This window comes from Sporosarcina sp. P17b (assembly GCF_002743115.1).
In the GTDB taxonomy this organism is placed as follows: domain Bacteria; phylum Bacillota; class Bacilli; order Bacillales_A; family Planococcaceae; genus Sporosarcina; species Sporosarcina ureae_C.
This window is the reverse complement of the sequence record NZ_PDYP01000002.1, coordinates 184,692-210,241: the sequence shown is the minus strand read 5'-3', so window position 1 is coordinate 210,241 and position 25,550 is coordinate 184,692. Positions and strand designations below refer to the sequence as shown.

The window sequence follows — 25,550 nt, the reverse complement described above, 5'->3', positions numbered from 1 at the left end:
AAAGAGGGGACTGAATGGAATTTGTTCTAGGCTCTGAAAATCAGGCGAAGAAGCGTGCGGCCGTTCGAATCATCGAGCAGTGTTTGGAAAATAGTTCTGTTTCTTCCGTGTCCGTTTCGTCAGGCGTTAGCGCTCAGCCGATGAGCGAAGAGGAAACGCGCCAAGGTGCGATTAATCGATCGGTTGCTGTCGCAAACGATACGTATGGTATTGGCTTGGAAGGCGGTGTCCACATGATTGCGGACACCATGTACCTTTGCAATTGGGGTGCCCTCACTACACCGGAAGGCAAAACGTATACTGCCGCGGGCGCACAAATTCCATTGCCGGAAGAGCTAGCCGAGGAAATTCGTAGTGGTAAAGAACTGGGTGACGCGGTGGATGACTATTTTAAAAAGAGAAATGTCCGTATGTCAGAAGGCGCAATGGGAATGTTGACAGCGCAACTTGTACCAAGAGATGCACTTTTTGAACATATTATGCAATTATTAATCGGGCAGCTCTTGTATAGCATGTCACGTCAGAGTTGACGATTGCAATAGCGACAGCGTGCGATTAGAATAGGATTGATAGAAAAGTGAACGAAAGTAGAGAAGGGGGGAACCTGAATGTTGCGAAGTGGAAAGGTTTTCTTGCTGTTGCTACTAGCTGTCGTATTAGTAGGATGTAATCAGAAAGTGGAAGTCCGTACTGACGATGCATTTGTCTCAGCGAAAAAAGTTTTTGAATTGAATAGCAAAAAAACGAATCATGCGGTAGGCGATATTGACTTCTATAAACCGCCAACTATACGTGTAGATGAAGAATCAACTTCACAAACGATTGTCTTAACTAAACGACATGATTCATTTTACTTAACCGTTAATCCGAATGAAAAGAAAAATAGTCATGTCTATTATGATGTGCTATTGACGGATGAACCGGAAAATTTAGTAGGTGCACAAACATTTTCTAAAGATGAAGCATTTGGCTTTGTTGCGGTTATTGAAAAAGGTGAAAAGCAAGTTGAGTTAATTGCGAACGTAGGTGGAGCGAAGGTGGAAACTGTAACAGACGAAGCAAACACTAGCGCCTACTTGGAAAAAATGATGGAAATTGCTCGTTCAGTTCAACATGACGATCAATAAAAAAATTGAGTACGGAAGGAGAGGGACGACGAATGGAAGCTAAAGATTTGGTAGAAGAGCTGAAGAACCGCTTACCTAAAGAGAACTTTGATTGGCAATTTGATCGCAAGGCAGACAAATTGCGAATTGTCCACCATACTCTTCATAAAGGTATTGATATCTCGTTACCTGAAATTTTATCAAAGTATGAGCAAAAAAAAGAGCGTGCAATCGATGAAGTAGCATATACCATCCTGGAGACGTTCAGCGCAATGGAGCAAGAACAAGCAAAAGGTTTTGCAGGGGAAAATAATATTTTCCCAGTTATCCGTTCAACTTCATTCCCGACTGAAAGTTCTGCTGGAGAAACTTTCTTGACGAAAGATCATACGGCAGAAACACGGATTTTCTACGCGTTGGATTTAGGAAATACTTACCGCTTGATTGACCACGGTATGCTTTCCGATATGCAGATGACAGAACAGGAAATTCAAGAAGTTGCGATGTTTAAAGTCAAGACGTTACCAACAGCTTATAAGCAGGACATCGTATCTGACAATATCTTCTACTTCATCAATAATAATGATGGTTATGATGCAAGCAGAATATTAAATCAACCCTTTTTGAAGGAAATGGAAGAGAAAATCGAGGGACATATGGTTGTTTCCGTTCCTCACCAAGATGTGTTGATAATTGGTGATATTCGAAACGACACAGGTTATGACGTCATTGCGCAAATCGCTATGCAGTTTTTCACAACAGGTGCCGTTCCTGTTACGTCACTATCTTTCATTTATGAAGATGGTAAACTCGAACCAATTTTCATTATGGCAAAAAACAGATTGGCTAGAAGGGAAAAGAAAAAATGAATATCTTTTATAATCCAGAAGGTGTTGGCGACGTATTGTTCGTACAACTTACAACAGAAAGACCGGTAGCTATTGTAGCTGAAAGAACAAATAATGTAACAGTTATCAAAGACGAAAAGACAGGAAACGTTGTGGCTTTCAATTTATTTAATGCTACAAGTTATTTTCCAATTTCAGCAGTAGGTCAAGTAGAGTTGACAGAAGAGCTTGGCGAACAACTGCAAAAAGCCTTGAAAGAAAATGACATAGACTTAGAGCTTGAATTGGATTTCACTCCTAAATTTGTAGTAGGTTATGTTGCAGAAAAAGAGAAGCATCCAAACGCAGATAAATTAAATGTTTGCCAAGTGGAAGTAGGGGAGGGGACTCTACAGATCGTCTGTGGCGCACCTAACGTAGAAGCGGGACAGAAGGTAGTGGTAGCGAAAGTGGGTGCTGTCATGCCTTCAGGTATGATCATTCGCGATGCTGAACTTCGTGGAGTCGCTTCGTCAGGCATGATCTGTTCTGCTAAAGAATTGGGCTTGAAAGATGCACCTGAAGAAAAAGGTATTCTTGTATTGGAAGATGACCGAATCGTCGGAGAAGCTTTCGAAGCGTAAGATGTAAATATATCTATAATGAATAGCTTTTGCACAAGGCTCGTTAAGCTTGTAGCAAAAGCTTTTTTGTATTATTGTTACATAGGGTTACAAATCACTATTTTATACGGAAAGTACATAGAACTGTTTGATTTCCTCATAGAGAACCTGTTAAAATGAAATGATTGACATGAAAAGAGTGATATATTTGAGCTGGTTACGGAATATGAAAAGACGCCTTCAGCAAATGGAAGAAGGCAATGAAAAAGATGAACCTTTATATGAACAAAAAACTCCTGCAAATAACAATGAAATATACAATGAAAAACTTAATGAAAAAAACGATGAAAAACTTGATGAAAATAAAAAAACGAACTTTAGATTTCCGATAGTTTCTGACTATGAAATTTACGGATGGGAACCACAGACCCATCATGATGAATATACAAAAGATTATTTGCAAGATGAAATAGTTGAAGAACCATATGAAATTATTCCTTTGCAACAGAATGAACGTTGGCCGGGCCGTTTTGAGACCAATGGTAAAGTGTATCGTGCGGAAACTAGACGTGAATTTGCACGCATTATTCCGCCTACATCTAATCCGTTACCTCTTCCGTTTTCTGGTGGGAAGCCTGAACGGAATTTACATGCAGAGCCGCAGCGAATCGAACCATATGAATCTAAGCATCCTGCAGAACCACAGGAACCTTCATATCAGCAACAGGAACCTGTGAAAATTGAAAAGCCAAAGAAAATGAGAAGACCATTCACGCCTACACATGTGCCGTCTCCTATCTATGGACTGAAAAGTAGTTCACCAATTAGTGAAGCTATGGAGTCGGTTATAGAAAAGAAAGATATGAAAGATCAAGAATTACACGGACAGCTAGAAGATCTTGATGAGGAATTGCCACTATCTTTGATTACCAATCAACAACCAAGCGAAGCACCGCTATTCGCTAGTTCATCAGAAAAAAGACAGCCAAAAGTGACTTCTACAGAAGAACATACTGAAGAAATCGAAGAAACGGTTTCTTTTGCATCTGAAACAGAGCCCGAAGAAGATATGGTTCACGTTGAGCAGACAGAAGAAGAGTCAGTGGCAGAAGAAGTAGTGGAAGAAGCTGAACATGACAACGATTATTCTGAAACAGAAGAAATCATTATAGAGCCAGAAGAGTCACTTGTAGTCTCTGCCGTAACAGAAGAACTAGAGCAAACAGAAGAAGCAACGGAAGTGAAAGTAGAAGTAAAAGAGCCTGAGCATGTGGCAACTGAAACAAAGGAATTTGTTGAGACACCTGAAGAACCAATAATTGTTCCAGTGGACGAAGACGTTGAAGAGCAAGAAGTAGAAGAAATGGCATCCGAAATGGATGATATAGAAAAGCAAGAAGAACCGATCAAGAAAGAAAAAATTGTACCATTTAATGTGTTGATGCTTAAATCTGATAAAGAAAGATTAGCTGCTAGAGTAGAAGAGCTAATTGCAGAAAATGCCGCAAAGAAACAATCAGTAGAAGAGTCGTTTGAAGTAGAAACGGATCAAGTTCAGCAGTCTGCAGTGGAACAAGCAGAAGCGCTAGAACAATTAGAACAAGTAGTTGAAGAACAACAGACTGTGATAGTAGAACCACGCGCGGAGGAGTCGGAAGCCATTGCGAAAGAGTCTCAAGTCGTAGTGACAGAAACTGTTGCGTCAACTTCCGAAACGATTATAGAAGAACCAGAGGCGGAAATAGTTGAAGAAGAACCGCCACATTATGGATTCCCAACTATGCAGTACCTTGCACCTCCAGAAGAAGAAATAATAGATGAAGAGTGGCTTGCATCGCAATCTGAAACATTAGAAGATACTCTTTCTCACTTCGCTGTACAAGCGACTGTCGTACAAGCGGTTCAAGGACCTGCTGTGACGATGTTTGAATTAACTGTAATGCAGGGAACAAAAGTCAGTAAGATTCGAAACTTAACTGATGACTTAAAATTGGCTTTGGCGGCTAGGGATATTCGTATCCAAGCACCCATTCCAGGAACAAGTATGATTGGTATTGAAATCCCGAATCGTAAAACACGTGCTGTTCGAATTTCAGAGGTTATTGATAGTGACGCATTCATGAATTCCGACTCACCTTTAGAGGCAGTGCTCGGACTAAGCTTGACAGGGGAGCCGCAAACGATTGATTTGCGGAAGATGCCACACGGGATGATTGCTGGTGCAACAGGTTCCGGTAAATCCGTATGTATCAACTCTATACTGATCAGTTTGCTGTATAAAGCTTCACATCATGACTTGAAATTATTACTTATTGATCCTAAAATGGTTGAGCTAGCACCGTATAATGGTATTCCTCACTTGTTGAGTCCTGTTATTACGGATGTTAAAGCAGCCACTGCCGCGTTGAAATGGGCAGTCAATGAGATGGAAAGACGCTATGAATTATTTGCGCATTCCGCAGTACGTAATATAGAACGTTATAACGAAATGGTCATGGAATCACGCCGTTTCTCTTTAAAGATGCCTTATATCTTAGTAGTGATCGACGAATTAGCTGATCTAATGATGATGGCTCCTGCAGATGTAGAAGTGTCGATTAGCCGAATTACGCAAAAAGCAAGAGCTTGCGGTATTCATTTGATCATTGCGACACAGCGGCCTTCTGTTGACGTCATTACCGGAACGATCAAAGCTAACATCCCAACACGCATTGCATTCGCTGTTTCCTCACAGGTGGATTCAAGGACCATCTTGGATTCGGTAGGGGCAGATCGTCTACTTGGTAAAGGGGATATGTTGTACTTAGGGAATGGTCAATCAGCGCCTGTCCGTCTTCAGGGGACGTTTGTCACGGATGATGAAATCGAGCGTATAATAGAACATGTTCGTAATGAAGCAGAACCGAATTACTTATTCGGCCAAGATGATTTGCTGGCGGCCGCTGTCCAAGAAGAGGAATCGGATCCGTTATTTGAGCAAGCCTGCAGCTTTGTCATAGAGCAGGGGAGTGCATCGACCTCGTCATTACAGCGCCATTTCAGCATCGGGTACAATCGGGCGGCGAAGTTAATTGACCGAATGGAAGCCAATCAATTTATATCTGAACAAAGAGGAAGCAGAGCGCGCGATGTCTTTTTGACTGAACAAGCATTTGAAAGCTTCATGAAGTAAATAATCCACACGTTCGTATCTAAACTTTTAACGAACACATGATATACTATGACAAGAAATAATCTCCGAGTCTATTTTAGGACAGTTGGAGATAAAAAGAGGGATGAAAGAACTCCCGGGAGGTTTCAATATGACATTGTTTCATTTTACAGGCATTAAAGGATCAGGAATGAGTTCCCTTGCCCAGTTACTACATGACTCATCTTACACAGTTCAAGGTTCTGACGTGGAAAAATACTTTTTTACAGAAGATCCTTTACATGAAAGAAATATAAAAGTACTACCTTTTGACGAAAATAATATCCAGCCGGGTATGAAGGTGATTGCGGGGAATGCATTCAAAGATGACCATCCTGAATTAGTCCGTGCTGAAGAACTTGGTTTAGAGGTTATTCGTTATCATGACTTCCTAGGCTCTTACATGGAACAGTTCACATCCATTGGGGTAACGGGAACGCATGGTAAAACGTCTACCACAGGCTTGCTTGCGCATGTTTTAGGCGGCTTTGCGCCAACTTCTTTCTTAATTGGGGACGGTACGGGAAAAGGTGTCAAGGAGACAGAGTACTTTGTATTTGAAGCATGTGAATACAAACGTCACTTTTTGGCATACCATCCAGACTATGCTATCATGACGAATATTGATTTCGATCATCCAGACTATTTTACAAGTTTAGATGATATTCTAGACGCATTTGGAGAAATGGCAAGCCAAGTCAAAAAGGCATTAATTGCTTGCGGAGACGACGATAATCTTCAAAAGCTACAATGTCAGGTTCCGATTGTCTATTATGGTTTAGATTCATCTAATGATTTCTACGCGGCGAATATTGAAAAAGATCAAAATGGTTGCTCGTTTGATGTATTCATCCGAAATGAATTCTATCATCGTTTCACTATTACGCAGACAGGTGATCATGCTATAAAAAATGCATTGGGCGTTATTACGCTATGTCACTATGAGAATATTCCAGCTGAAATTGTAAATGAACGCTTCGCGACGTTTACGGGTGTGAAAAGACGTTTTTCTGTCATGGAATTAGAAAATCGTGTCATCGTGGACGATTATGCCCATCACCCAACGGAAATTCGTGCGACATTGGACTCGGCACGTCAAAAATATCCAAATCGTGAAGTGATTGCTGTATTCCAACCGCATACTTTCAGCAGGACAGCTGCGATGCTAGATCAATTTGCAGAAAGTCTTTCTGAAGCAGATCATGTGTATCTATGTGATATTTTCGGCTCTGCGAGAGAACAAGAAGGAAGTTTAACGATTCAAGATTTGGTCGATAAAATTCCACATTCTCAACATTTAAAAATAAATGATATGTCAGGTCTAGCGTCACATCAAAATCCTGTAATCCTGTTCATGGGTGCTGGAGATATCCAGCAATATTTAAAACAATTCAAATCTGACATAACTACAGAAGAGACAGCCTAATCTTTTATGAGAGGGCTGTCTCTCTTTTTTTAAGAAGTTTTAGGAATTTGTTAAAGGGAATAGCTAAGTTATGTCGAACAGGATGTAGTAGGACGAAAAGTTTAGAAACTCTGAAAGAGGGGTAAAGTTTTCGTAAGAATATGCTTTAGGAGGATTACGAAGGTGATCAATTTACTTTACGTTGCTGCAGTGATTGCGGCAATCGCATTTCTTATTCTTTGTGTAAGTCTGGCGATGACATTTGGGTCTTTAAAAACATCTTTACAAAGTGTCTCGCATACAGTGGATGACTTATCAAAGCAATTGGAAGGAGTGACTACAGAAAGTACACAGCTCCTACAAAAAACGAATCAGCTGGCCGAAGATCTGCAAGGGAAAGCGGACAAGCTGAACACTGTGGTGGATGCGGTAAAGGGAGTAGGCGACTCAGTGAACACGCTCAATCAATCCATTCATCGGATCTCGAGCTCAGTCACTACCCAAGCTGAACAAAACAGTGATAAAATCGCGCAAGTAGTACAATGGGGAACTGTTGCGGTTGGTCTATACGATCAAATAAAGGAACGGCAACCTGAAAAGTCCGCTGGTTGGACAGTGTACAAAGCGCGCTCCTAGTACAAGCATTTTCCTTTGAAACATACAAAAAAACAGCTAATTCACAGGAGGAAGAAAAAAATGACAGAAAACAAACCAAACTACAACAACAACCAAGGTAACTACTCAAACACTTACGGACAGCCACAATATCCAGCAAACTACACATACCGTTCAACAAATGATCTGTATGATGAAGATAGTAGCGGCACAGGGAGTTTCATTGCCGGCGCGATCATTGGTGGAGTTATTGGGGCGGCAACTGCGCTATTCCTAGCACCGAAGACTGGCCGTGAAATGCGTGAAGATTTAACTACACAAGCTTCACAACTGAAAGACAAGAGTATTGAATTGAGTTCAACTGCGAAAGAGAAAGCAGTAGAACTATCAAGCACAGCAAAAGATAAAGCTGCTGAGCTATCTAGTACAGCTAAAGACAAAGCGGCAGAATACTCAAGTGCGGCAAAAGATTATACAGCTGACTTCACGGATACTGCAAAAGAAAAAACAGCAGCATTCACTTCAGCGGCAAAAGACAAAACTTCCGAGTTTTCCCACAACATCCAAGAGCAATCTGAGCAGCTAGTGGGCAAGGTGAAATCTGCAACGTCAAAAGCTAATATTCCTATGGATGACGGAACTGTATCATCTGAAGGTGAAGAAGCCATGGATTATAAAGGTACAAAAGAAAATAACGAAGAATCAGGAAATCTTTCAAAAGCAAAAGATTCTTCAAATAAAAAAGAAGATAACAAATCTCCTAAAGCAGATACAACTGCTAAAAAGAATGAGCAGTCTAAAGGAAATAATACTTCTTCAAACAGTAACAACAAAAGCCACTCTAAGTAATAGTTAAAAACCTTCCTTTATTGGAAGGTTTTTTTGTGCACTACTAGATGAAGAACACACAATAAAAAGCTACGCTATGCAGTTGTCTGCACAGCGTAGCTTTTATTCGAATATGATCTCTAGTTGGTCACCGCCGAATATCAAATCATTGAAGCGAATAGATTCGCCGTTACGCAGTAATCGATAAGATGCCGTGGACTGTGTGGGTAACGTGAAATCAGTGAATGAAAATATATCACTAAAAATAATAGGGGAATGGGATAATACTTTGAACTCAACTTTGTCATTTGGCTGTACACGGTAGTCAAGATTTGCTGGTTCTTCGTTTACATAGACGGCAGTTCGTTGCTTCTTGATGACGATAGGCTTTTCGTTAAACAGTATATCGGCACGCTCTTCAAGAACAATCTCCAAATCTTTCGCTATTTCTTTTAATGAAAGAGCACCAGGATGACGCGTTTCGATGTGATCGTCTGCCTGAATCTGGTAGGCATCCGACACTACTTGGCCGTTTGCGATATAGACAGTCTCACGTTGCTTTAAACGATGGGGAGTACCGTTCCATATAATCGTATAAGCATCTGTTTCAGAATTTGAATGGGACGTTATGATGTCTTTTACTCTTGTTGTTTGATGTAAGGTTAATTCATCACGGTCTGCAATCTTGGTATCCATCGTAACGGGCCTTCCGTTTAGCAGGATTTCACCTATAACAGTCTTACTTACACCGTTCAGTTGATAAGTGATTGATTGGGGTGCATCCATCAAGTCCCTGACTGTCGCTGTAGCGTCTGTGCCGTCTTTGCCGAACATTAACTCAATGTTGTCCTGGTTTGCTATGCTGTCCTTTGTGCCGGCTTCAGTGCCGTTTAACAGGATGGTCGTAGAGGAACCATGCTCGCCAGGAAGCGTTCGCCATTGCCCATTTACCTTAACAGTCAACGCAAGCCCTGGTTTACCGTATAATTGTCGGGCGGAAATCCGAGCTGCAAGCAAAGCGTCGCCTACTGTAAGTTCTTTTAATTCGAATAGTCGAATGGATTGTTCATTGACACTCAGGGAAATATAGTGAATGGGTGCTCTTTGTGCTGCAATTGCGATACCAATTGGCGTGACGAGTGCAGGGGAAGCTTCGATCTGATCCGAAAGTGTGACACCTGAAAGGGCATCTAGACTTCGAATGGCCACACGGTTTTCAGGAAGGTCCAGTTGCGTACTCACTTCTTTCGTGAGAGTAGGCGTTAATCCACCTCCGCCGACAATCATAACTGCCTGTGGAGAAGTGTTATGATTCAATCGCTTGATTTCATTAGCGATCGACAAAGCTAAATGTTTCACGGAAGGTTTTATTACATCAATCACTTCTTCAGCAGGTATTTCTTGTTCAAACCCTAAAATATCTTGAACTTTCAAGATATCTTGATCATTGATTTGTCGTTTCATTTGTTCAGCCATAGGGAAGTCGAGCAAATAGTGGCTGCTTAGTGCTTCGGTCATTTCGTCGCCTGCCACAGGCACCATTCCATAAGCGGTCACAGTATTTTCACTAACAATAGCAATATCCGATGTACCCGCTCCAATATCGACCAATGCGATATTTAATCTTCGCATGGAAGGGGGAACAAGCACATGAATCGCAGCAATCGGCTCAAGTGTTAAGGCTTCCATCTCAAGGTCTGCACGCTTTAATGCAGCGAGCAAAGATTCTACAACTACTCGAGGCAAGAATGTAGCGATGACTTCGACGGTTGCAGTGTTGCCTGTTTGGTCAATCAAGCTTCCAATCTTTTCATCATGTAATTTATAATACAAGACAGAATAACCAACACAATAATAGTGGTCATCCTCTTGTGATTGATGTGCGGAAAGTAACTTTTCTTGCGCATTTTGTACCGCTAATAACTCCAGCCGGTTAATATCTTCTTTGGAAATCAACGTTCGTTCTGAAATATCGACGGTTACGGTTCCTTCTGCTGTTTTCAATGAACGACCGGCTGCCGCTACACTTACGCGCTTTAAAGGACCGTGAATTTGTTCCAACTCTTCTTTGATTTCTTGAATTATGGATGCGACGCTTAAAATATTATGTATTTGTCCATCAATCATCGAGCGTTCTTTATGTTCTTTTGAAATCAAGTCTACAATATGGAATGAATCGTTTTGTTCTTCCAGTACAATGCCCACTACGGAGCGTGTCCCGATATCAAGAGCGAATAACTTAGTAATCAGGATTTCCAACCTCTTTTCAATTTTTTTCTATGTGAAAATAGTGAATAAGGATTAATTCGGTGAAATTGCGTGACTTTTCAAAGAGTATTCATTATACTAGGTCTATTATATAAAAATGTAACATAGATTCCGGCGTTAGAAAAGGAAGATATGTACGGGGAGGAGACAGAATTATGAGCAAGCAAGATTTAGGTGAGTTGAGAGGTACGATTGATCAGTTAAACTTAGATATTCTTAAATTGATCAATGAACGTACAGGCGTTATCCAAGAAATTGGCAAGTTAAAAGAAAAGCAAGGTGTTAATAGATATGATCCGGTTCGCGAACGCGAGATGCTCAACGTCTTGAAGAAGGCCAACAATGGTCCTTTGCCAGACGGTATCCTGGAACAGGTATTCAAGTCTATTTTCATGTCAGCACTAGAAGTACAGCAAGATGAGCAGAAGAATGCATTGCTCGTATCCCGTACTAGAAAACCTGAAGACACGATTGTGGATGTAAACGGCCATAAAATTGGAGACGGAAATCCGTCTTTCGTATTTGGACCTTGTGCAGTAGAATCTTACGAGCAGGTTTTGGCAGTAGCAAAATCAATCAAAGCAAAAGGATTAACGATGATCCGTGGAGGAGCTTACAAGCCACGTACATCTCCATATGATTTCCAAGGTTTAGGCCTGGAAGGTTTAAAAATTCTAAAGCGAGTTGCAGATGAAACTGGACTATCTATCGTCACAGAAATCATTACACCGTCACACTTGGAGGAAGCACTTGAGTATATCGATGTGATCCAAATCGGTGCACGGAACATGCAGAACTTTGAATTGCTGAAAGAAGCTGGGATGGTCAACAAACCAGTACTTCTAAAGCGCGGAATGTCTGCAACGATTTCTGAATTCGTCAACGCAGCTGAATATATTATTTCTAAAGGTAATACGGAGATCATGCTTTGTGAACGAGGAATTCGTACATATGAGACGGCTACTCGAAACACGCTCGATATCTCTGCTGTTCCAATCTTGAAGCAAGAAACGCACTTACCGGTATTCGTGGACGTTACACATTCCACTGGCCGTAAAGATTTATTGCTTCCAACAGCGAAAGCAGCAATCGCAGTAGGAGCAGACGGCGTTATGGCGGAGGTTCATCCAGATCCAGCCGTAGCATTATCGGATTCAGCGCAGCAAATGGATATTGCACAGTTTGACGAGTTCTACGAAGAGATCACTCGCTTCATGAACACACACCAAACGATTTAAAACATCCAACACCGAACCTTTATTACTAAGGTTCGGTGTTTTTCTGTATAGAATGACATATTTCTGCATAGAAAAACTTTATAATCCGTAAGAACACGGTATACTAGTAGAGAATAAGGATAGGAGGAGCAAAAATGGCTATCACAATTTACGATGTAGCAAGAGAAGCAAACGTATCGATGGCAACGGTTTCACGTGTAGTGAACGGCAATCAAAACGTGAAGCCGGCGACTCGCAAAAAAGTATTGGACTGTATTGAACGATTAGGGTACCGGCCAAACGCTGTCGCTCGTGGACTGGCCAGCAAACGCACTACGACGATCGGAGTAATAGTCCCCGATATGTCTAAGAGTTACTATGCAGAGTTATCTAGAGGGATTGCAGACGTTGCCACGATGTATGAATACAATATCATTCTTTCCAACTCGGACAAGAGTACCTCTCGAGAGGTTGAATTGTTTGAAGATCATTTAGGTAAGCAAGTAGATGGATTGATCTTCATGAGTGATTCTATTTCACCTGAAGTACGTAAAGAAATGAAAACGGCGAATGTTCCAATTGTCTTAGCAGGGACGTTGGATTTTGAAACCAGTTTACCCTCTGTCAATATTAATCATGAACAAGCGGCATATGAAGCAACGAAGAAGTTGATCGACAACGGCCACAAACGCATTGCTTTTGTTTCGGGACCGTTTACGCGTGACATTAATCGTGTCTGCAAGCGTGTGGGATATATTCGTGCGTTGGAAGAAGCGGGAATGACAATCGATGAGTCCTTGATCGTGGAAACTGACAATACGTATGATGACGCGTACGAATGCTGGAATGTGCTAGGTAAAGTGTCTGATCCTCCGACCGCTGTCATGGCGAGCAGCGATGAAATTGCTGTTGGTATCATGAACGGAGTGCGTGATAAAAATCTGAGAATTCCTGAGGACATGGAGATTATTTGTTTCCAACACTCAATTTTAGCGCGTATTGTGCGTCCACAGTTAACGTCGATTGTAGTGCCACTGTATGATTTAGGTGCTGTGTCCATGCGTTTGTTGACGAAGTTAATGAGCGAGGAAGAAGTGGAAGAGACTGAAGTTATTTTGCCTTATTATTTGGAAGAGCGGCAGTCAGTTAGGAAGTAAAAAAGAATAACGCTGTTGAAAAACGGATATGTTGTTCTGATCTTATACACTTACTATATTTTCTGTGAGAATATGAAATGTAAAAAGCAACTTATCTTTGCGATAAGTTGCTTTTTATTATGATTTTCTTATAACGTGCAGTGCTCTTGTTAGCATTTGCTCGTTTTTTTCGTTGATGTCATTTTTGCGAGGGACTGCTTCGTATAAGTCATCAGGGTCTTCCCAAGTCTCTATAAGAGGAACGGGGGATTCGGGTTGCCATTTGTTTAGCCAGGCTTCAGGTAGTCGCCCAGTAGGCGTTGGGATATCTTTCATCGTTAGCCATAGGTGTGACCATGCGCGAGGTACTACGCGCCAGATATCATATCCACCGCCACCAATTGCGATCCATTTGCCGTCGCAGTATTCTTCAGCAATTTCTTTTGCTAGTTTCGGAATCTCTTCATAGATTTTCATTGTGCTATATAAATGTGTCAATGGATCAAAGTAGTGTGCATCGGCTCCATTTTGTGTAAGAATAACGTCTGGTTTAAAGTGCGCTGCGACTTCACGTAGAGCCGTTTTGTAAATGTGCAGGAATGATTCGTCTTCTGTGAATGCGTCAATAGGGAAATTGAATGAAGCGCCATAGCCTGCACCATTTCCTCGCTCTGTCACATTGCCTGTCCCAGGGAACAAATAGCGACCTGTTTCATGGATGGAGAATGTGCAGACGTTCGGATCATCGTAAAACGTCCATTGCACTCCGTCACCATGGTGGGCATCTGTATCTACATACAGTACGCGCGCCCCGTACTTTTGTTGTAAGTATTTAATAGCTACTGAACTATCATTGTAAATGCAAAATCCAGATGCTTTACCTTGGAATCCGTGATGCAAGCCACCGCCGAGATTCAGCGCATATCTTGAACGACCTTCCATTACTTCTTCAATCGCAGTAAGCGTACCGCCTACTAGCAATGCACTGGCTTCATGCATGCCATGGAAGAAGGGGGTATCTTCTGTACCGATTCCATAGATACTGCCAATATTTTCACTCACTTCACCTTTACTCGCTTTTTTTACGATTTCAATATACTTTGCATCGTGAGCTAGAAGCAGTTCCTCATCTGTTGCTGTACGTGGAATGACGATTTCATCTGGTTCAATTGTATTCATTTCGTCTAGTAAACTCTTGGTCAATACGATTCTTTTTTGATTGAAAGGGTGCGTATCGGAAAATTCATAGTTTAGTTGGTCGGTTGAAAAGATAAAGCTCGCTTGTCTTGTCATACGCCCATCTCCGGTTCACTTGGCCAAAGGACTTCAAACCCTTGTTTTTTTAACCCTTCGATGATTGGGAGCGGATTCATTCGTTTGATCCGGATGGCTAGAATTTTATACTGTTCGTCATCTTGAAAAGGATAGACGAGTACACTGAGCACGTTCGTATTGTGGTCATGGAATACTTTTGACACTTCATACAGAATGCCGGGTGTATTCGGTACGCGAATTTGAATATGAGAACTTGGCTGATTGGCACCCGTCAGTTCGATATAGTTATACAATAAGTCTGTCTTAGTTAAAATTCCGACGAGTTGATAATTGGAAACGATAGGTAGACACCCAATTTCGTACGTATAGAACATCAATGCAGCTTCTTCTACGAAGTCCCGTGGATGTCCGATCAATAAGTCGGTTTTCATAATTTTATCGAGTGTTGTTTCATAAAGAGAAGGCTCCAGTCTCTCAGAAATACTTGAAGGAGACGCTTCTTTCACGTCGCGGTCTGTCACCAAACCTTGTACGCGCCCATCTTCCACAATGGGAATATGGCGAATTCGCTTTTCTTTCATTAGTTGTACCGCATCTGCAATCGTATGCGTGGAATTAAGTGTAATCACGTCTGTTTTCATAATATCTTGTACGAGCATGACCATTCCTCACTTTCAGTAATTAACGCGATTTTTGAAACGTACACGATCAAATTGTTGGATAGATTCTTGATCGACTCGTTTTCCGATCCTTGCCATTAATGCATTGGCAGGGTGGGAGCATACTTCGGGATCATCCGTAGAGAAAAATTCCATTCCACCTGCACGCATCATTTTCTCCATCATTTTACGATAATCCCATACTGTTAACCCTGTGCCTTTTAAATCCCAGTGCCAATAATATTCTGTCGTAATGATAATATAATCTTCCATTGCGTCATCAAGCATCGATAATTCCAGTAAAGACTTACCGATGCGTGCACCGCGATACGCGGCAACTACTTCGATGGCGCCTAGCTCTATTAAGTTATCTAAGTCTGCTTCATACCAACGTTCAAGTGGATCGGGATACAAGTACGTCACATATCCGACAATCATATTTTCAATTCTCGCTATATTAATACGTCCTTCAGGGAATGCGGCAATCTTTACTAATGCCTCTTGTTGTTGTTTTGGTGGACGAAAAGCTTTTAGTCCTTCATGAAATTCAAACGATGCTAATTGCTCGGATGAAACAGGACCTTCAATAACAAGCTCACCTTCTTCATGCGGAAACGTTCTGGAAAAGTAGGTTTTTATATGTTCCAAACAGTTCACCCCTTCCTAATCATTCTACCCTTTATACATATAAATAATCGCTGTAGGTACGGTTAGTGTAGCTCTCTATTCAGTATACAATTTATAGATAGTAAAAGTATATTATTATCATGAAATAACTGAATTGTCGGTAATAAACTTTAGTCGTAGATGAAAGGGCGGTGCCAAAGATTTTGGAATAGGTGGAAGAATGCATGTACAGAAGCACTTCATGAAAAAACCGGAATACAATATACGATTGTATTCCGGTTGATCCGTTATTCTTTTTCTGCAGGAGTTGCATCCGGTTTAGGTTCCGGTGTAGCTTCCGGCTTTGTTTCTGGTTTTGGTTCTGGTGTAGCTTCAGGTTTAGTTTCGGGTTTTGCTTCAGAACCGGTATCCGGTTTTGCATCCGGCTTCGTTTCTGGAGTCGATGTTCCTGGCTTTGTATCACTATTCGTCTCAGGTTTTGGCTGAGCTTTCGGTGCAGGTGCCGCATTTGTGATTGTATTGGAAGGACCTGATAACAGGCCAGTAATGTCTACTGCGCGCACATAGTACGAACCATACCCGACTTTATACGATCTGGATGCTCCGTCATGAACCGTACCGATTCTGACACCATTCTGATAGATGTAATAACCAATGACATCATTTGATGAAGAACCAGTCCATGTTAGAACGGAACCATTCTGTCCTGCTGATACTGGTGCTGGTGGTACATTGTCTGCAGGGAAGGCAGATCCTGCCACACTGCTTGAATAGGCACCACGACCAGCAAGTAGTTTAGAGGCATCTCCACCCAAACGTCCAAGCATCCGCTTGCCGTATTCAGTAGTTACACCAATTCCACCAGATGTGACAAATTCACGCGGTGTTGAAGCTAACGCCTGATATACTTTACCGTTTACTCGAACTGCTGCAGAAGAAACAATACTATCATCTGCTTTTGTTGGAACCATCTTTTTCGAATTAAATAGATCCGAACGAACCAGTCCTGCTGCTGAACAAGCTGCTGAAGGTGCTAGACCTGAAATGCCACAGAATGAACGTGTAACAACCCCGGCAGGACGTTTAAATGTATCTCTTGCTTTAATGGTTTCAGGAATTACAGTGTTTGCTGTGTTCATCAATTGACCGTACAATCTTGCTGTCCGTTCTGATGGATGCATTTGACCACTGTTGTAGCCGTTATACAATGGTGTATTTTGGTTTTTATAACCCAACCAAACACCTAGCGATACATTCGGATTATAACCGACTAACCAAGCATCACCATAATGCTGGGATGTACCCGTTTTAGCAGCTAAATCGGGACGGAAATTCATCAATCCAGGTAATCTCGCAGCTGTACCGTTTCCTTTTAATACATCACGCATCATATCGGTGATGATATAAGAAGTTTCTGGACTGAACACTTCTACGGGTTCCGCTTTATGTTCAAATACGATATTGCCTTTCATATCTTCAATCCGTTCAATCATATACGATTCAATAAATTGTCCACCATTCGCAAATGTAGCGAAGGCGTTCGTATTCTCTTCTACTGTTACTCCGTGCTTCAATCCGCCAAGTGAAGCGGCAGGGATTTGAGCATCATCATCCGTAACCTTTGAGAAATTCATTTTCTTGAGGAAATCAATTGGCTTACGGTCAAAGATTTGGTTATATAATCGACCTGTTGATAAGTTTTGTGAACGTGCCAAAGACTCTCTAGCAGATAGTACACCAAGCTCACGGTCAAAATAGTTTCCAGGTTTCCAACCAGACCAATTATATTTCACATCGACTAGGGGACTTCCTGCACCGATTACACCATATTCAATAGCTGGGGCGTAAACAAGTAATGGCTTAATAGAAGAACCATTTTGTCGGAAAGCTTGTGTAGAGTGATTCAATGCTTCAAGTTCATAATCGCGCCCACCAACGAAAGAAAGTACTTTCCCTGTATGGTTCTCGATCATCGTCGCACCGACTTGAACAGGGTTTTCTGTAGTAATCGTTTTACCTGATTCTTCATCTACTGATTCTGATGTATACGTAAATCCGTAGTACTGGAAGTTATCAGCCACTTCATTCATTTTGTCATACAAATCTTTATTGATCGTCGAGAAGATTCGATAGCCGTCTGTTCGCATAGAACGGTCTGCCATGATTTCGTATTTTTCTTTAATCTTGGAATCTTCATCGAAACGTTCTTTATCGATACCATCTTTTTCGGCTAGTACTTCCGCTAAAATTTCGATTGTGCGATTTTGAATTTCTTGTGTGACATACGGATATCGTTCAGTCGCACGTCGTGACGGCTGTCTGAAATCTTTTGTCACGTCGTAAGCCTTTGCTTCTTTCCATTCTGCGTCCGTAATATAACCTGCATCACGCATTCGGAATAGCACGGTCTTCATACGGTTTACCCCGTACATCAGCTTTTCGCGTTCCTTAATTCCTTGATTCTTACTATAAAACGGTGTGTACGTATAAGGTGCCTGCGGAATTCCTGCGATATATGCAGCTTGCGGTAAACTTAGATCAGCTGCTTTAATTCCGAAGATTCCTCGTGCTGCCGTTTCAATTCCCGCGATATTCTGTCCTGTCACATCACGGCCATAAGGAATGATGTTCAAGTAGGCTTCGAGTATCTCATCTTTCGTCATGAAGTGTTCCAAGCGCATAGCCAGCAAGATTTCTTTAGCTTTACGTTCATAGGAAACTTCATTCGTCAGAATCTGGTTTTTCACTAACTGTTGAGTTAGCGTCGATCCACCTGTTTGACTGTCCGAGTTCGTAACGTCTTGGAAGACTCCGCGGAATATTGCTTTTGGTACAATGCCTTTGTGCTCTTCGAAGTATTCATCCTCAGTGGCAAGAACTGCGTCCAATGCATATTGATTCACTTTATCCAGTGTAATTTGACGGCGCTCAATGTCCGAGTTGATCTTGCCTAGATAAATGTTGTTCGCAAAGAACATTTCAGATGTTTCTTCATAATTAAACACTTGGTCGCGAAGTTCTTCTTTTGAACGTAAAGGCTCTTTTGCGACTAGGGAAGCAAAATATCCAGCTCCAACAGAACCTGCAAATACAGCACCGATCACGGCGAAGATAATGAGTAAAATAAACAAGTTCCAAAGTACACCGGTACCGATGCGAAGTTTTTTGGCCCAGGGCTCTTTTTTCGCTTGTTCAAACTTATCTTCAAGTTGCTTAATTCTATTATTCTTTTCGTTATTCAAAGTTTTCTCCCCCCAAAATCTTACTCATTATATCATAGATTAAACAGAAGTTATGCAATAAATGTTGACTTTCAATGGAAGATGGGTAAAATTGAACACATACGAAATTACATGTCGAAAAAACCGAAGTAGTGATAGTGAGTTCCGTCATAGAGAGACAGCGGTTAGTGGAAGCTGTTCGGTGCACTATGCATGAATTACAGTTTTGGAGTGTACGTTTTGCGCAACGTTACCTGCGCCTTAAAGCCGGAGAGTTTTCAGCTCTCAAGCCGGGTGGTACCGCGTTATGAATTAATCAACTAACGTCCCTGCATGATCATTTATTGATCGTGTGGGGACTTTTTACGTTGAAATTAGGAGGAAATGGAAAATGTCAAATGAATTAATGGACGATTTACGTTGGAGAGGTTTGCTATACCAGCAGACAAATGAAGAAGGATTAGAAAAGCTTCTTACGGACGAAAAAATTTCTTTATACTGTGGAGTAGATCCAACAGCAGATAGTATGCATATCGGTCATATCGTTCCAATGCTTACACTACGCCGTTTTCAGTTACACGGACACCAGCCAATTCTATTGATCGGTGGCGCGACTGGAATGATCGGGGATCCTTCTGGACGCTCAGAAGAACGCCAATTGCAAACGACAGATCAAATCGCGGATAATGTTCGTGGAATCAAAAAGCAGCTTGAAATGATTTTTGATTTCCAAACAGAGAATGGCGCGAAACTTGTGAATAACAATGATTGGATCGGTTCGATGTCATTGATCGAATTTTTGCGTGACTACGGTAAATTATTGAGCGTCAACTACATGTTGGCAAAAGATAACGTAGCATCACGTTTGGAACAAGGAATTTCCTTCACAGAGTTCTCGTACATGCTTATGCAAGGTGCGGATTTCAATCATCTATTCGATCACTACAACTGTCGTGTGCAAATTGGTGGATCGGATCAGTGGGGGAATATTACAACGGGTCTAGAAGTTATCCGTAAGATGCATGATGAAGAAGTAAAAGCATACGGATTCACAATTCCATTAGTTACTAAAGCAGACGGCACGAAGTTCGGTAAGTCTGCTGGTGGTGCAGTATGGTTGGATGCGAAGAAAACATCACCATACGAGTTCTACCAATTCTGGATCAATACTGCTGACGCGGATGTTGTAAAGTACTTGAAAATCTTTACATTCCTAAGCCGCGAAGAAATTGAAGCGCTAGAAGTATCTGTGCAAGAAGAGCCGCATCTACGTAAAGCTCAAAAGACACTAGCTGAAGAAATGACACGATTGATTCATGGTCAAGAATCACTTGACCAAGCGATCCGTATCTCAGCAGCATTGTTCAGCGGGGATTTAAAAGCATTGACTGCGTCTGAAATGAAAGATGCTTTTAAAGACGTACCGACTGTTGAGATGGAAAAAGCAGATCAAAACATTGTCGACTTCATCGTCCAAGCGGGTGTATCTCCATCGAAGCGTCAAGCACGTGAAGATGTAACGAATGGTGCAATTTCCTTTAACGGAGAACGCATTACAGATACAGCGTTCACAGTAGGAGCAGAGCAACGTTTGGAAGATGCATTCACAATTGTGAGACGCGGTAAAAAGAACTATAGCATGGTGAAGTTTGTTTAATTAGGAGATAACGAATTGAAAAAAGAATATATGATGTACGCTATGACATTAGGTTCAATTGGCGACGCGATTAATGAAATGATGGATGCCATTGAGGAACAAAGTCCAGAAGGTGTCAAAGGAGCGACTAAGCTATTCGCTAATGTGGCGGCAGCCGTTAAAGAAGAAACCCCACCTGACATTTTTGCCGGTGAGCATCAAGAATTAATCGAAGCGTTCAAACTATGGAACGTAGCGAACAAACAAGCAACGGCTATGCGATCTGAAAATATCGTGGAAGCTGCATCAGCCGCGTTAAACAAGCATGAAGTTTTCATGGTAAGTATTATGGATCGGATTTATGATAAATTACGCAAATAAGTAGATTATGGGGCATCTCTTCGGGGGTGTCTTTTTTTGCGGGAAATGAAGATTACAACTGATGGGGCCAATAAAAAGTACCTATATAATAAACAGCTAGGTTAGCATAAGCGAACAAAGAAATTTAATACATAGGTACTCTAGAACACTGTATTTTATTGTGTTAACATTTTTTTGATCATACGAATGTCGGTGTCGTGATCGCTTACGAGGCGCTGAGTAGTGCGCAGGTCATCTAGTTTTGTTGTATTAGAGGAGACTTGTTCAGTTAAAGCATCAATTTTATGACTAGTAACGATGGAGCGCGCATCCAGTTCAAATATAGCCTGTTTCATAAATATTTGCTCTTCTTTAATAGATGAAACATCCTTTTTTAGTGTAGAGACATCAGTCTTCAGTGAAGAGACGTCAGACTTCAGTGAAGAGACATCAGTCTTTAGCGAAGAAACATCAGTCTTAACACCGAAAAAATCCTGTTCAATATTTGTTACTTTATCAACCAAAAGTTCAAGAAGTTCTCGATCTGTCATAGAAATCCTCCTTTTAATTTTTTATATGTGTTTTTTTATAATAAACGTCTACTGGAGATTTAAATACTCTATATGTGTTTTTTATCTTATCATGTTTCGAATAGCTTGTAAAGAACGTACATTCGTAATTAATATAGTGTAATTGGAATTTAATCGAATGAATAAAAGGGTTTTCAATCTTTATGTCGAATAATAAGATTTAGAGGGACGTGAAAATTTTGAAAAAGTACAGAGTACATTATCACTTTGCTAACGCTGGAAATATTTTAAGAATAGTAGAAGCGATAGATAAAGAAGATGCTTTAAGCATAGCTACAAATTCTAGAAGTAACGATATCGTTTTTACAGATAGTAAAGGAACGTTATATTGTTTCTATTACAGAGACGTATTATATGTTTCAGTTACAGAAGACGAAGGATAAACGGTGCAATACCATTTTTATACAAATTAAGAACGCCATTTTCCACGGGCGTTCTTTTTCATTTGATATTTTTATAAAATAATCAGTCAGCCATTGCATGTCGAATGTAAGCAAGCCATCTGTCGGTTTTGAACAACTTCATGTGTCGGTATTGCACAAATGCATCTGTCAGTTTGGGGCATACCAATAACCAAAGAACTTTAAATAACTTTAATAATAAGAATAAAGATCTAGTCGTGTGGAAAAAAACATTTCCACACCTTCTATCCTTTTCGCATTTGGACTCTATATAGGGGGCAGAGAGTATCCTCGTTTCGAAATATGTATGCAGAACAAATGATAAGAGTCCTGTAACTCCATTGTGCAAATACGTGATAGTAAGCATACTTCATTGGGGATAGGGAATAATATTAAAGACCAGAGTTAAAGAGTGTTCAGAAACAATATAAATTTACCGAGAAGACTATGATGTAGTATTTAATTACTAACAGAAACTCGTTAGGAGATGAGGACAATGGGGATACATCAATACTTTAAAAGTTTATCAGATTTAGAACAGATTATTAGATGTCCGGGGAAATTTAAATATCAAAAACATTCAGTTGCCAGCCATTCATTTAAAGTAACAAAAATTGCTCAATTTCTTGGGACGGTAGAAGAGAAAGTTGGCAACAAAATAGATTGGAAGCTTTTATATGAGAAGGCTTTGAATCATGATTATGCGGAACTTTTCACTGGTGACATTAAAACACCTGTAAAATATGCATCGAAAGAGTTGAAGAAATTATTTAGTGAAGTAGAAGAAGAGATGACGAAAAACTTTGTGGAAAAAGAAATTCCTGCAGAGTTTCAGAGTATTTATCTAGAACGTTTTAAAGAGGGGAAAGATGATTCGTTAGAAGGTCGAATTTTATCGGTTGCGGATAAAGTGGATTTGCTATATGAATCGTTTGGAGAGATCCAAAAGAATAATCCTGAACCTTTATTTTTAGAAATCTACGAAGAAGCACTCACAACCATTTTGCAGTTTCAAGATATGCACTGTGTTGAATACTTCCTCGAAAATATACTTACAGATATGTTGAGCGAACAATTTACAGAACATGATGAATTGAAGGGTATTACATTGCGGATCATGGAAGAATATTGCGGGTAGAGTAGTTTGTCTACAATAATGTATCTATGATATGTACGTAATTCATAGAAGAAAAACAACAAAAAATCCCGCGAGCCGAGAAGAATCTCAGCCAACGGGATTTTATTGTTATTAACGAGAGTAGAATTCAACGATCAATGCTTCGTTGATTTCAGCAGCTAATTCGCTACGCTCTGGAAGGCGTACGAATGTACCTTTTTTCGTTTCTTTATCGAAAGTAACGAAATCTGGTACGAAGTTGTTGATTTCTAGAGCTTCGTCAATTGCGTTCAAGTTTTGAGACTTCTCACGAAGAGAGATTTCAGAACCTGGCTTAACTGCGAATGAAGGGATGTCAACGCGCTTGCCATCAACCAATACGTGACCGTGGTTAACTAGCTGACGAGCTGCACGACGAGTGCGTGCAAGACCCATGCGGTAAACAACGTTATCCAAGCGAGCTTCAAGAAGGATCATGAAGTTTTCACCGTGAATACCTTGCATTTTACCAGCTTTGTTGAAAAGAGTGCGGAATTGACGTTCGTTAACTCCGTACATAAAGCGTAGTTTTTGTTTTTCCTGTAATTGCATTCCGTATTCGGAAAGTTTTTTGCGTTGGTTTGGACCGTGTTGTCCTGGTGCGTATGGACGCTTTTCAATTTCTTTACCAGTGCCTGTTAGTGAAATACCTAAACGGCGTGACAATTTCCAAGATGGACCTGTATATCGAGCCATGAGAGACTCCTCCTCTGTTGGTTTTATTTTGTTGTAAAATAAGACCAGATATGTTCAATCCATCTGCCATTCTATAATCTTGCAACTTCGCCCCTGCAGCCTCGAGGTTACGTGGTGCACCTTTAAAAAGGAATAGACTGGACAAAATAGAACACATAACTGCTGCGAATATTTTACACAAAGATTAGCATACCAATTCATTGCCTTTAGGTCAAGCGTTATATATAGAAGGTAGAGAAAAGATATTGTTCTTTCGTTTTTTTACTAATCGATGTACACTAGATTAGAGAAGGATTGAGCGCATTCATTCGTTTATGAATAAGGTAGAACTAGGAGGAATCGATATGCAGAAGAATACTAACTGGCATAAAGAAACAGCAATGATTCATGAAGGATACGACAGCAAAGATCATCAGGGAAGTTTGGCTGTGCCACTGTATCAAACCTCAACCTACGTATTTGATTCAGCTGAACAAGGAGAGCGGCGTTTTGCTGGTGAAGAAGCAGGAAATATTTACTCGCGTCTAGGGAATCCGACAGTAGCGGTACTTGAAGAACGTATCGCCAAGATGGAAGAGGGAGCAGCAGGTCTTGCATTTGCTTCTGGTATGGCAGCGGTTAGTGCAGTGCTGGTTCATTTGACAAAAGCAAATGAACATGTGATTTGTTCACGTGGAATTTACGGCTGTACATTCGGATTGCTGAAAATCTTGGAAGAGAAGTATAATATCACACATGATTTGATTTCGATGAAAACGGAAGAAGAGATAGAAAAAGCTGTGAAGCCTGAGACGACATGTATATATGTAGAAACACCAATTAACCCCACGATGGAATTAGTTGATCTAGAAGCAGTAGTGAATGTAGCGAAGCGCCACAACTTGAAAGTGGTAGTGGATAATACATTCTGTTCACCTTATATTCAAACACCACTATCATTCGGCGTAGATTTCGTACTGCATAGCGCGACGAAATACATTAATGGACATGGCGACGTGATCGCAGGTTTGTTGGTAGGTAAAGATGCTGATGAGATAGCGAAAATGCATGGTACAGTCTTAAAAGATTATGGTGGCATCATTTCGCCGTTTGATGCATGGCTATTATTGCGAGGTATTAAGACCTTGCCTATTCGTATGGAACGACATTCATCCAATGCAAAGATCCTATTCGAGTATTTAAAAAAACATCCGAAAGTAGAAGATGTATTCTATCCGTTTGATGATCAGCATCCGCAGTTTGAGATTGCACAAAAGCAGATGAAGTTAGGTGGTGGATTGATTTCCTTTACGATTAAAGGTGGAAAAGAAGAGGCTCAAAAGTTGCTGAATCATTTAACGCTAATCAGATTGGCTGTTAGTCTAGGCGACGCGGAGACACTTATGCAACATCCCGCTACTATGACACACTCAGGTGTGCCGAAAGAAGAGCGTGAGAAGATGGGCGTGTCTGATACGTTACTACGCTTATCTGTAGGTCTTGAACATATGGATGATATCATGGCAGACTTAGATCAAGCGTTTGAAGCCATTTGAATTGAAAAAAGCGAGCGTCCCATATCGGGGAGCTCGCTTTTTGTAATAGGATCTCTAATGTTACGTTTGACAACGATTATGTGTGTTGATTTATATAGCATGTAGATTCTGATTGGACCTCTTTTGCCGCGGTCGTGTTCTACTGGTTGTTTCCCTTAAGCAACGCAAACCCTACCTAC

Annotated in this window: 22 protein-coding genes; 15 read left to right on the top strand and 7 right to left on the bottom strand. The window is 40.9% G+C overall.

Annotation, left to right across the window (positions count from 1 at the left end; translation table 11 throughout):
* Positions 1-14: 14 nt before the first annotated feature.
* From CSV76_RS02985 to CSV76_RS02950, 8 genes are all read left to right on the top strand, one after another.
* On the top strand, positions 15-530 hold the full coding sequence (locus tag CSV76_RS02985; RefSeq protein ID WP_099624700.1) for a DUF84 family protein: 516 nt from the start codon (positions 15-17) through the stop codon (positions 528-530).
* Positions 531-608: 78 nt separating this feature from the next.
* A complete protein-coding gene (locus CSV76_RS02980) occupies positions 609-1,127 on the top strand; it encodes a hypothetical protein (protein WP_085426593.1) in 519 nt (172 codons plus the stop codon).
* Between the two features lie 32 nt (positions 1,128-1,159).
* The gene (locus CSV76_RS02975; RefSeq protein WP_099624699.1) at positions 1,160-1,975 is read left to right on the top strand and encodes a DUF1444 domain-containing protein; all 816 of its coding nucleotides are present in this window, start codon (positions 1,160-1,162) and stop codon (positions 1,973-1,975) included.
* Complete coding sequence (gene ytpR / locus CSV76_RS02970) at positions 1,972-2,577, top strand: YtpR family tRNA-binding protein (RefSeq protein ID WP_099624698.1); 606 nt, start codon at positions 1,972-1,974, stop codon at positions 2,575-2,577. Before CSV76_RS02975 ends, ytpR begins: the two co-directional genes overlap by 4 nt.
* Before the next feature lie 205 nt (positions 2,578-2,782).
* Positions 2,783-5,728 carry a DNA translocase FtsK gene (locus tag CSV76_RS02965; protein WP_233204387.1) on the top strand — a complete coding sequence of 982 codons (2,946 nt, stop codon included), beginning with the start codon at positions 2,783-2,785 and terminating at the stop codon, positions 5,726-5,728.
* A gap of 130 nt (positions 5,729-5,858) precedes the next feature.
* On the top strand, positions 5,859-7,172 hold the full coding sequence (gene murC, locus CSV76_RS02960) for a UDP-N-acetylmuramate--L-alanine ligase (RefSeq protein WP_085426590.1): 1,314 nt from the start codon (positions 5,859-5,861) through the stop codon (positions 7,170-7,172).
* A 162-nt stretch (positions 7,173-7,334) separates the two neighbouring features.
* The gene (locus CSV76_RS02955) at positions 7,335-7,787 is read left to right on the top strand and encodes a DUF948 domain-containing protein (RefSeq protein WP_099624697.1); all 453 of its coding nucleotides are present in this window, start codon (positions 7,335-7,337) and stop codon (positions 7,785-7,787) included.
* Positions 7,788-7,847: 60 nt separating this feature from the next.
* Positions 7,848-8,615 (top strand): YtxH domain-containing protein, encoded by a 768-nt coding sequence (locus CSV76_RS02950; protein ID WP_099624696.1) that lies wholly within the window; start codon positions 7,848-7,850, stop codon positions 8,613-8,615.
* Between the two features lie 102 nt (positions 8,616-8,717).
* On the opposite strand, the gene CSV76_RS02945 is transcribed toward CSV76_RS02950, so the two are convergent.
* Positions 8,718-10,853, bottom strand: coding sequence for a cell division protein FtsA (locus tag CSV76_RS02945; protein WP_335696119.1), 2,136 nt, complete (start codon positions 10,851-10,853; stop codon positions 8,718-8,720).
* Positions 10,854-11,017: 164 nt separating this feature from the next.
* Here CSV76_RS02945 and CSV76_RS02940 point away from each other — a divergent pair, with 164 nt between their 5' ends.
* Together CSV76_RS02940 and ccpA are read left to right on the top strand one after the other, a co-directional pair.
* On the top strand, positions 11,018-12,100 hold the full coding sequence (locus CSV76_RS02940; protein ID WP_085426587.1) for a bifunctional 3-deoxy-7-phosphoheptulonate synthase/chorismate mutase: 1,083 nt from the start codon (positions 11,018-11,020) through the stop codon (positions 12,098-12,100).
* Between the two features lie 134 nt (positions 12,101-12,234).
* Positions 12,235-13,236, top strand: a complete 1,002-nt coding sequence (gene ccpA, locus CSV76_RS02935) for a catabolite control protein A (protein ID WP_099624695.1) — start codon at positions 12,235-12,237, stop codon at positions 13,234-13,236.
* A 117-nt stretch (positions 13,237-13,353) separates the two neighbouring features.
* Here the strand turns inward: ccpA and CSV76_RS02930 are convergent, their stop codons facing one another.
* The 4 genes from CSV76_RS02930 to CSV76_RS02915 form a co-directional block, all read right to left on the bottom strand.
* Complete coding sequence (locus tag CSV76_RS02930; protein WP_085426585.1) at positions 13,354-14,508, bottom strand: acetoin utilization protein AcuC; 1,155 nt, start codon at positions 14,506-14,508, stop codon at positions 13,354-13,356.
* Positions 14,505-15,149, bottom strand: coding sequence for an acetoin utilization AcuB family protein (locus tag CSV76_RS02925; RefSeq protein WP_085426584.1), 645 nt, complete (start codon positions 15,147-15,149; stop codon positions 14,505-14,507). Before CSV76_RS02925 ends, CSV76_RS02930 begins: the two co-directional genes overlap by 4 nt.
* A 15-nt stretch (positions 15,150-15,164) precedes the next feature.
* Positions 15,165-15,797 carry an N-acetyltransferase gene (locus tag CSV76_RS02920; protein ID WP_085426583.1) on the bottom strand — a complete coding sequence of 211 codons (633 nt, stop codon included), beginning with the start codon at positions 15,795-15,797 and terminating at the stop codon, positions 15,165-15,167.
* A 266-nt stretch (positions 15,798-16,063) separates the two neighbouring features.
* A complete protein-coding gene (locus CSV76_RS02915) occupies positions 16,064-19,018 on the bottom strand; it encodes a transglycosylase domain-containing protein (RefSeq protein WP_085426582.1) in 2,955 nt (984 codons plus the stop codon).
* Between the two features lie 370 nt (positions 19,019-19,388).
* Here CSV76_RS02915 and tyrS point away from each other — a divergent pair, with 370 nt between their 5' ends.
* Together tyrS and CSV76_RS02905 are read left to right on the top strand one after the other, a co-directional pair.
* A complete protein-coding gene (gene tyrS, locus CSV76_RS02910; protein ID WP_099624694.1) occupies positions 19,389-20,654 on the top strand; it encodes a tyrosine--tRNA ligase in 1,266 nt (421 codons plus the stop codon).
* A 15-nt stretch (positions 20,655-20,669) separates the two neighbouring features.
* A complete protein-coding gene (locus tag CSV76_RS02905; protein ID WP_099624693.1) occupies positions 20,670-21,014 on the top strand; it encodes a hypothetical protein in 345 nt (114 codons plus the stop codon).
* 155 nt (positions 21,015-21,169) lie between these two features.
* On the opposite strand, the gene CSV76_RS02900 is transcribed toward CSV76_RS02905, so the two are convergent.
* Positions 21,170-21,544 carry a hypothetical protein gene (locus CSV76_RS02900; protein ID WP_099624692.1) on the bottom strand — a complete coding sequence of 125 codons (375 nt, stop codon included), beginning with the start codon at positions 21,542-21,544 and terminating at the stop codon, positions 21,170-21,172.
* 218 nt (positions 21,545-21,762) lie between these two features.
* On the opposite strand from CSV76_RS02900, the gene CSV76_RS17110 reads away from it, so the two are divergent.
* Positions 21,763-21,966, top strand: a complete 204-nt coding sequence (locus CSV76_RS17110; RefSeq protein WP_143560342.1) for a hypothetical protein — start codon at positions 21,763-21,765, stop codon at positions 21,964-21,966.
* Between the two features lie 514 nt (positions 21,967-22,480).
* Positions 22,481-23,122 carry an HD domain-containing protein gene (locus CSV76_RS02895; RefSeq protein WP_099624691.1) on the top strand — a complete coding sequence of 214 codons (642 nt, stop codon included), beginning with the start codon at positions 22,481-22,483 and terminating at the stop codon, positions 23,120-23,122.
* Between the two features lie 111 nt (positions 23,123-23,233).
* On the opposite strand, the gene rpsD is transcribed toward CSV76_RS02895, so the two are convergent.
* Positions 23,234-23,836 carry a 30S ribosomal protein S4 gene (gene rpsD, locus CSV76_RS02890; protein WP_085426577.1) on the bottom strand — a complete coding sequence of 201 codons (603 nt, stop codon included), beginning with the start codon at positions 23,834-23,836 and terminating at the stop codon, positions 23,234-23,236.
* Between the two features lie 344 nt (positions 23,837-24,180).
* On the opposite strand from rpsD, the gene megL reads away from it, so the two are divergent.
* Positions 24,181-25,371 carry a methionine gamma-lyase gene (gene megL / locus CSV76_RS02885; RefSeq protein WP_085426576.1) on the top strand — a complete coding sequence of 397 codons (1,191 nt, stop codon included), beginning with the start codon at positions 24,181-24,183 and terminating at the stop codon, positions 25,369-25,371.
* Positions 25,372-25,550: the final 179 nt, after the last annotated feature.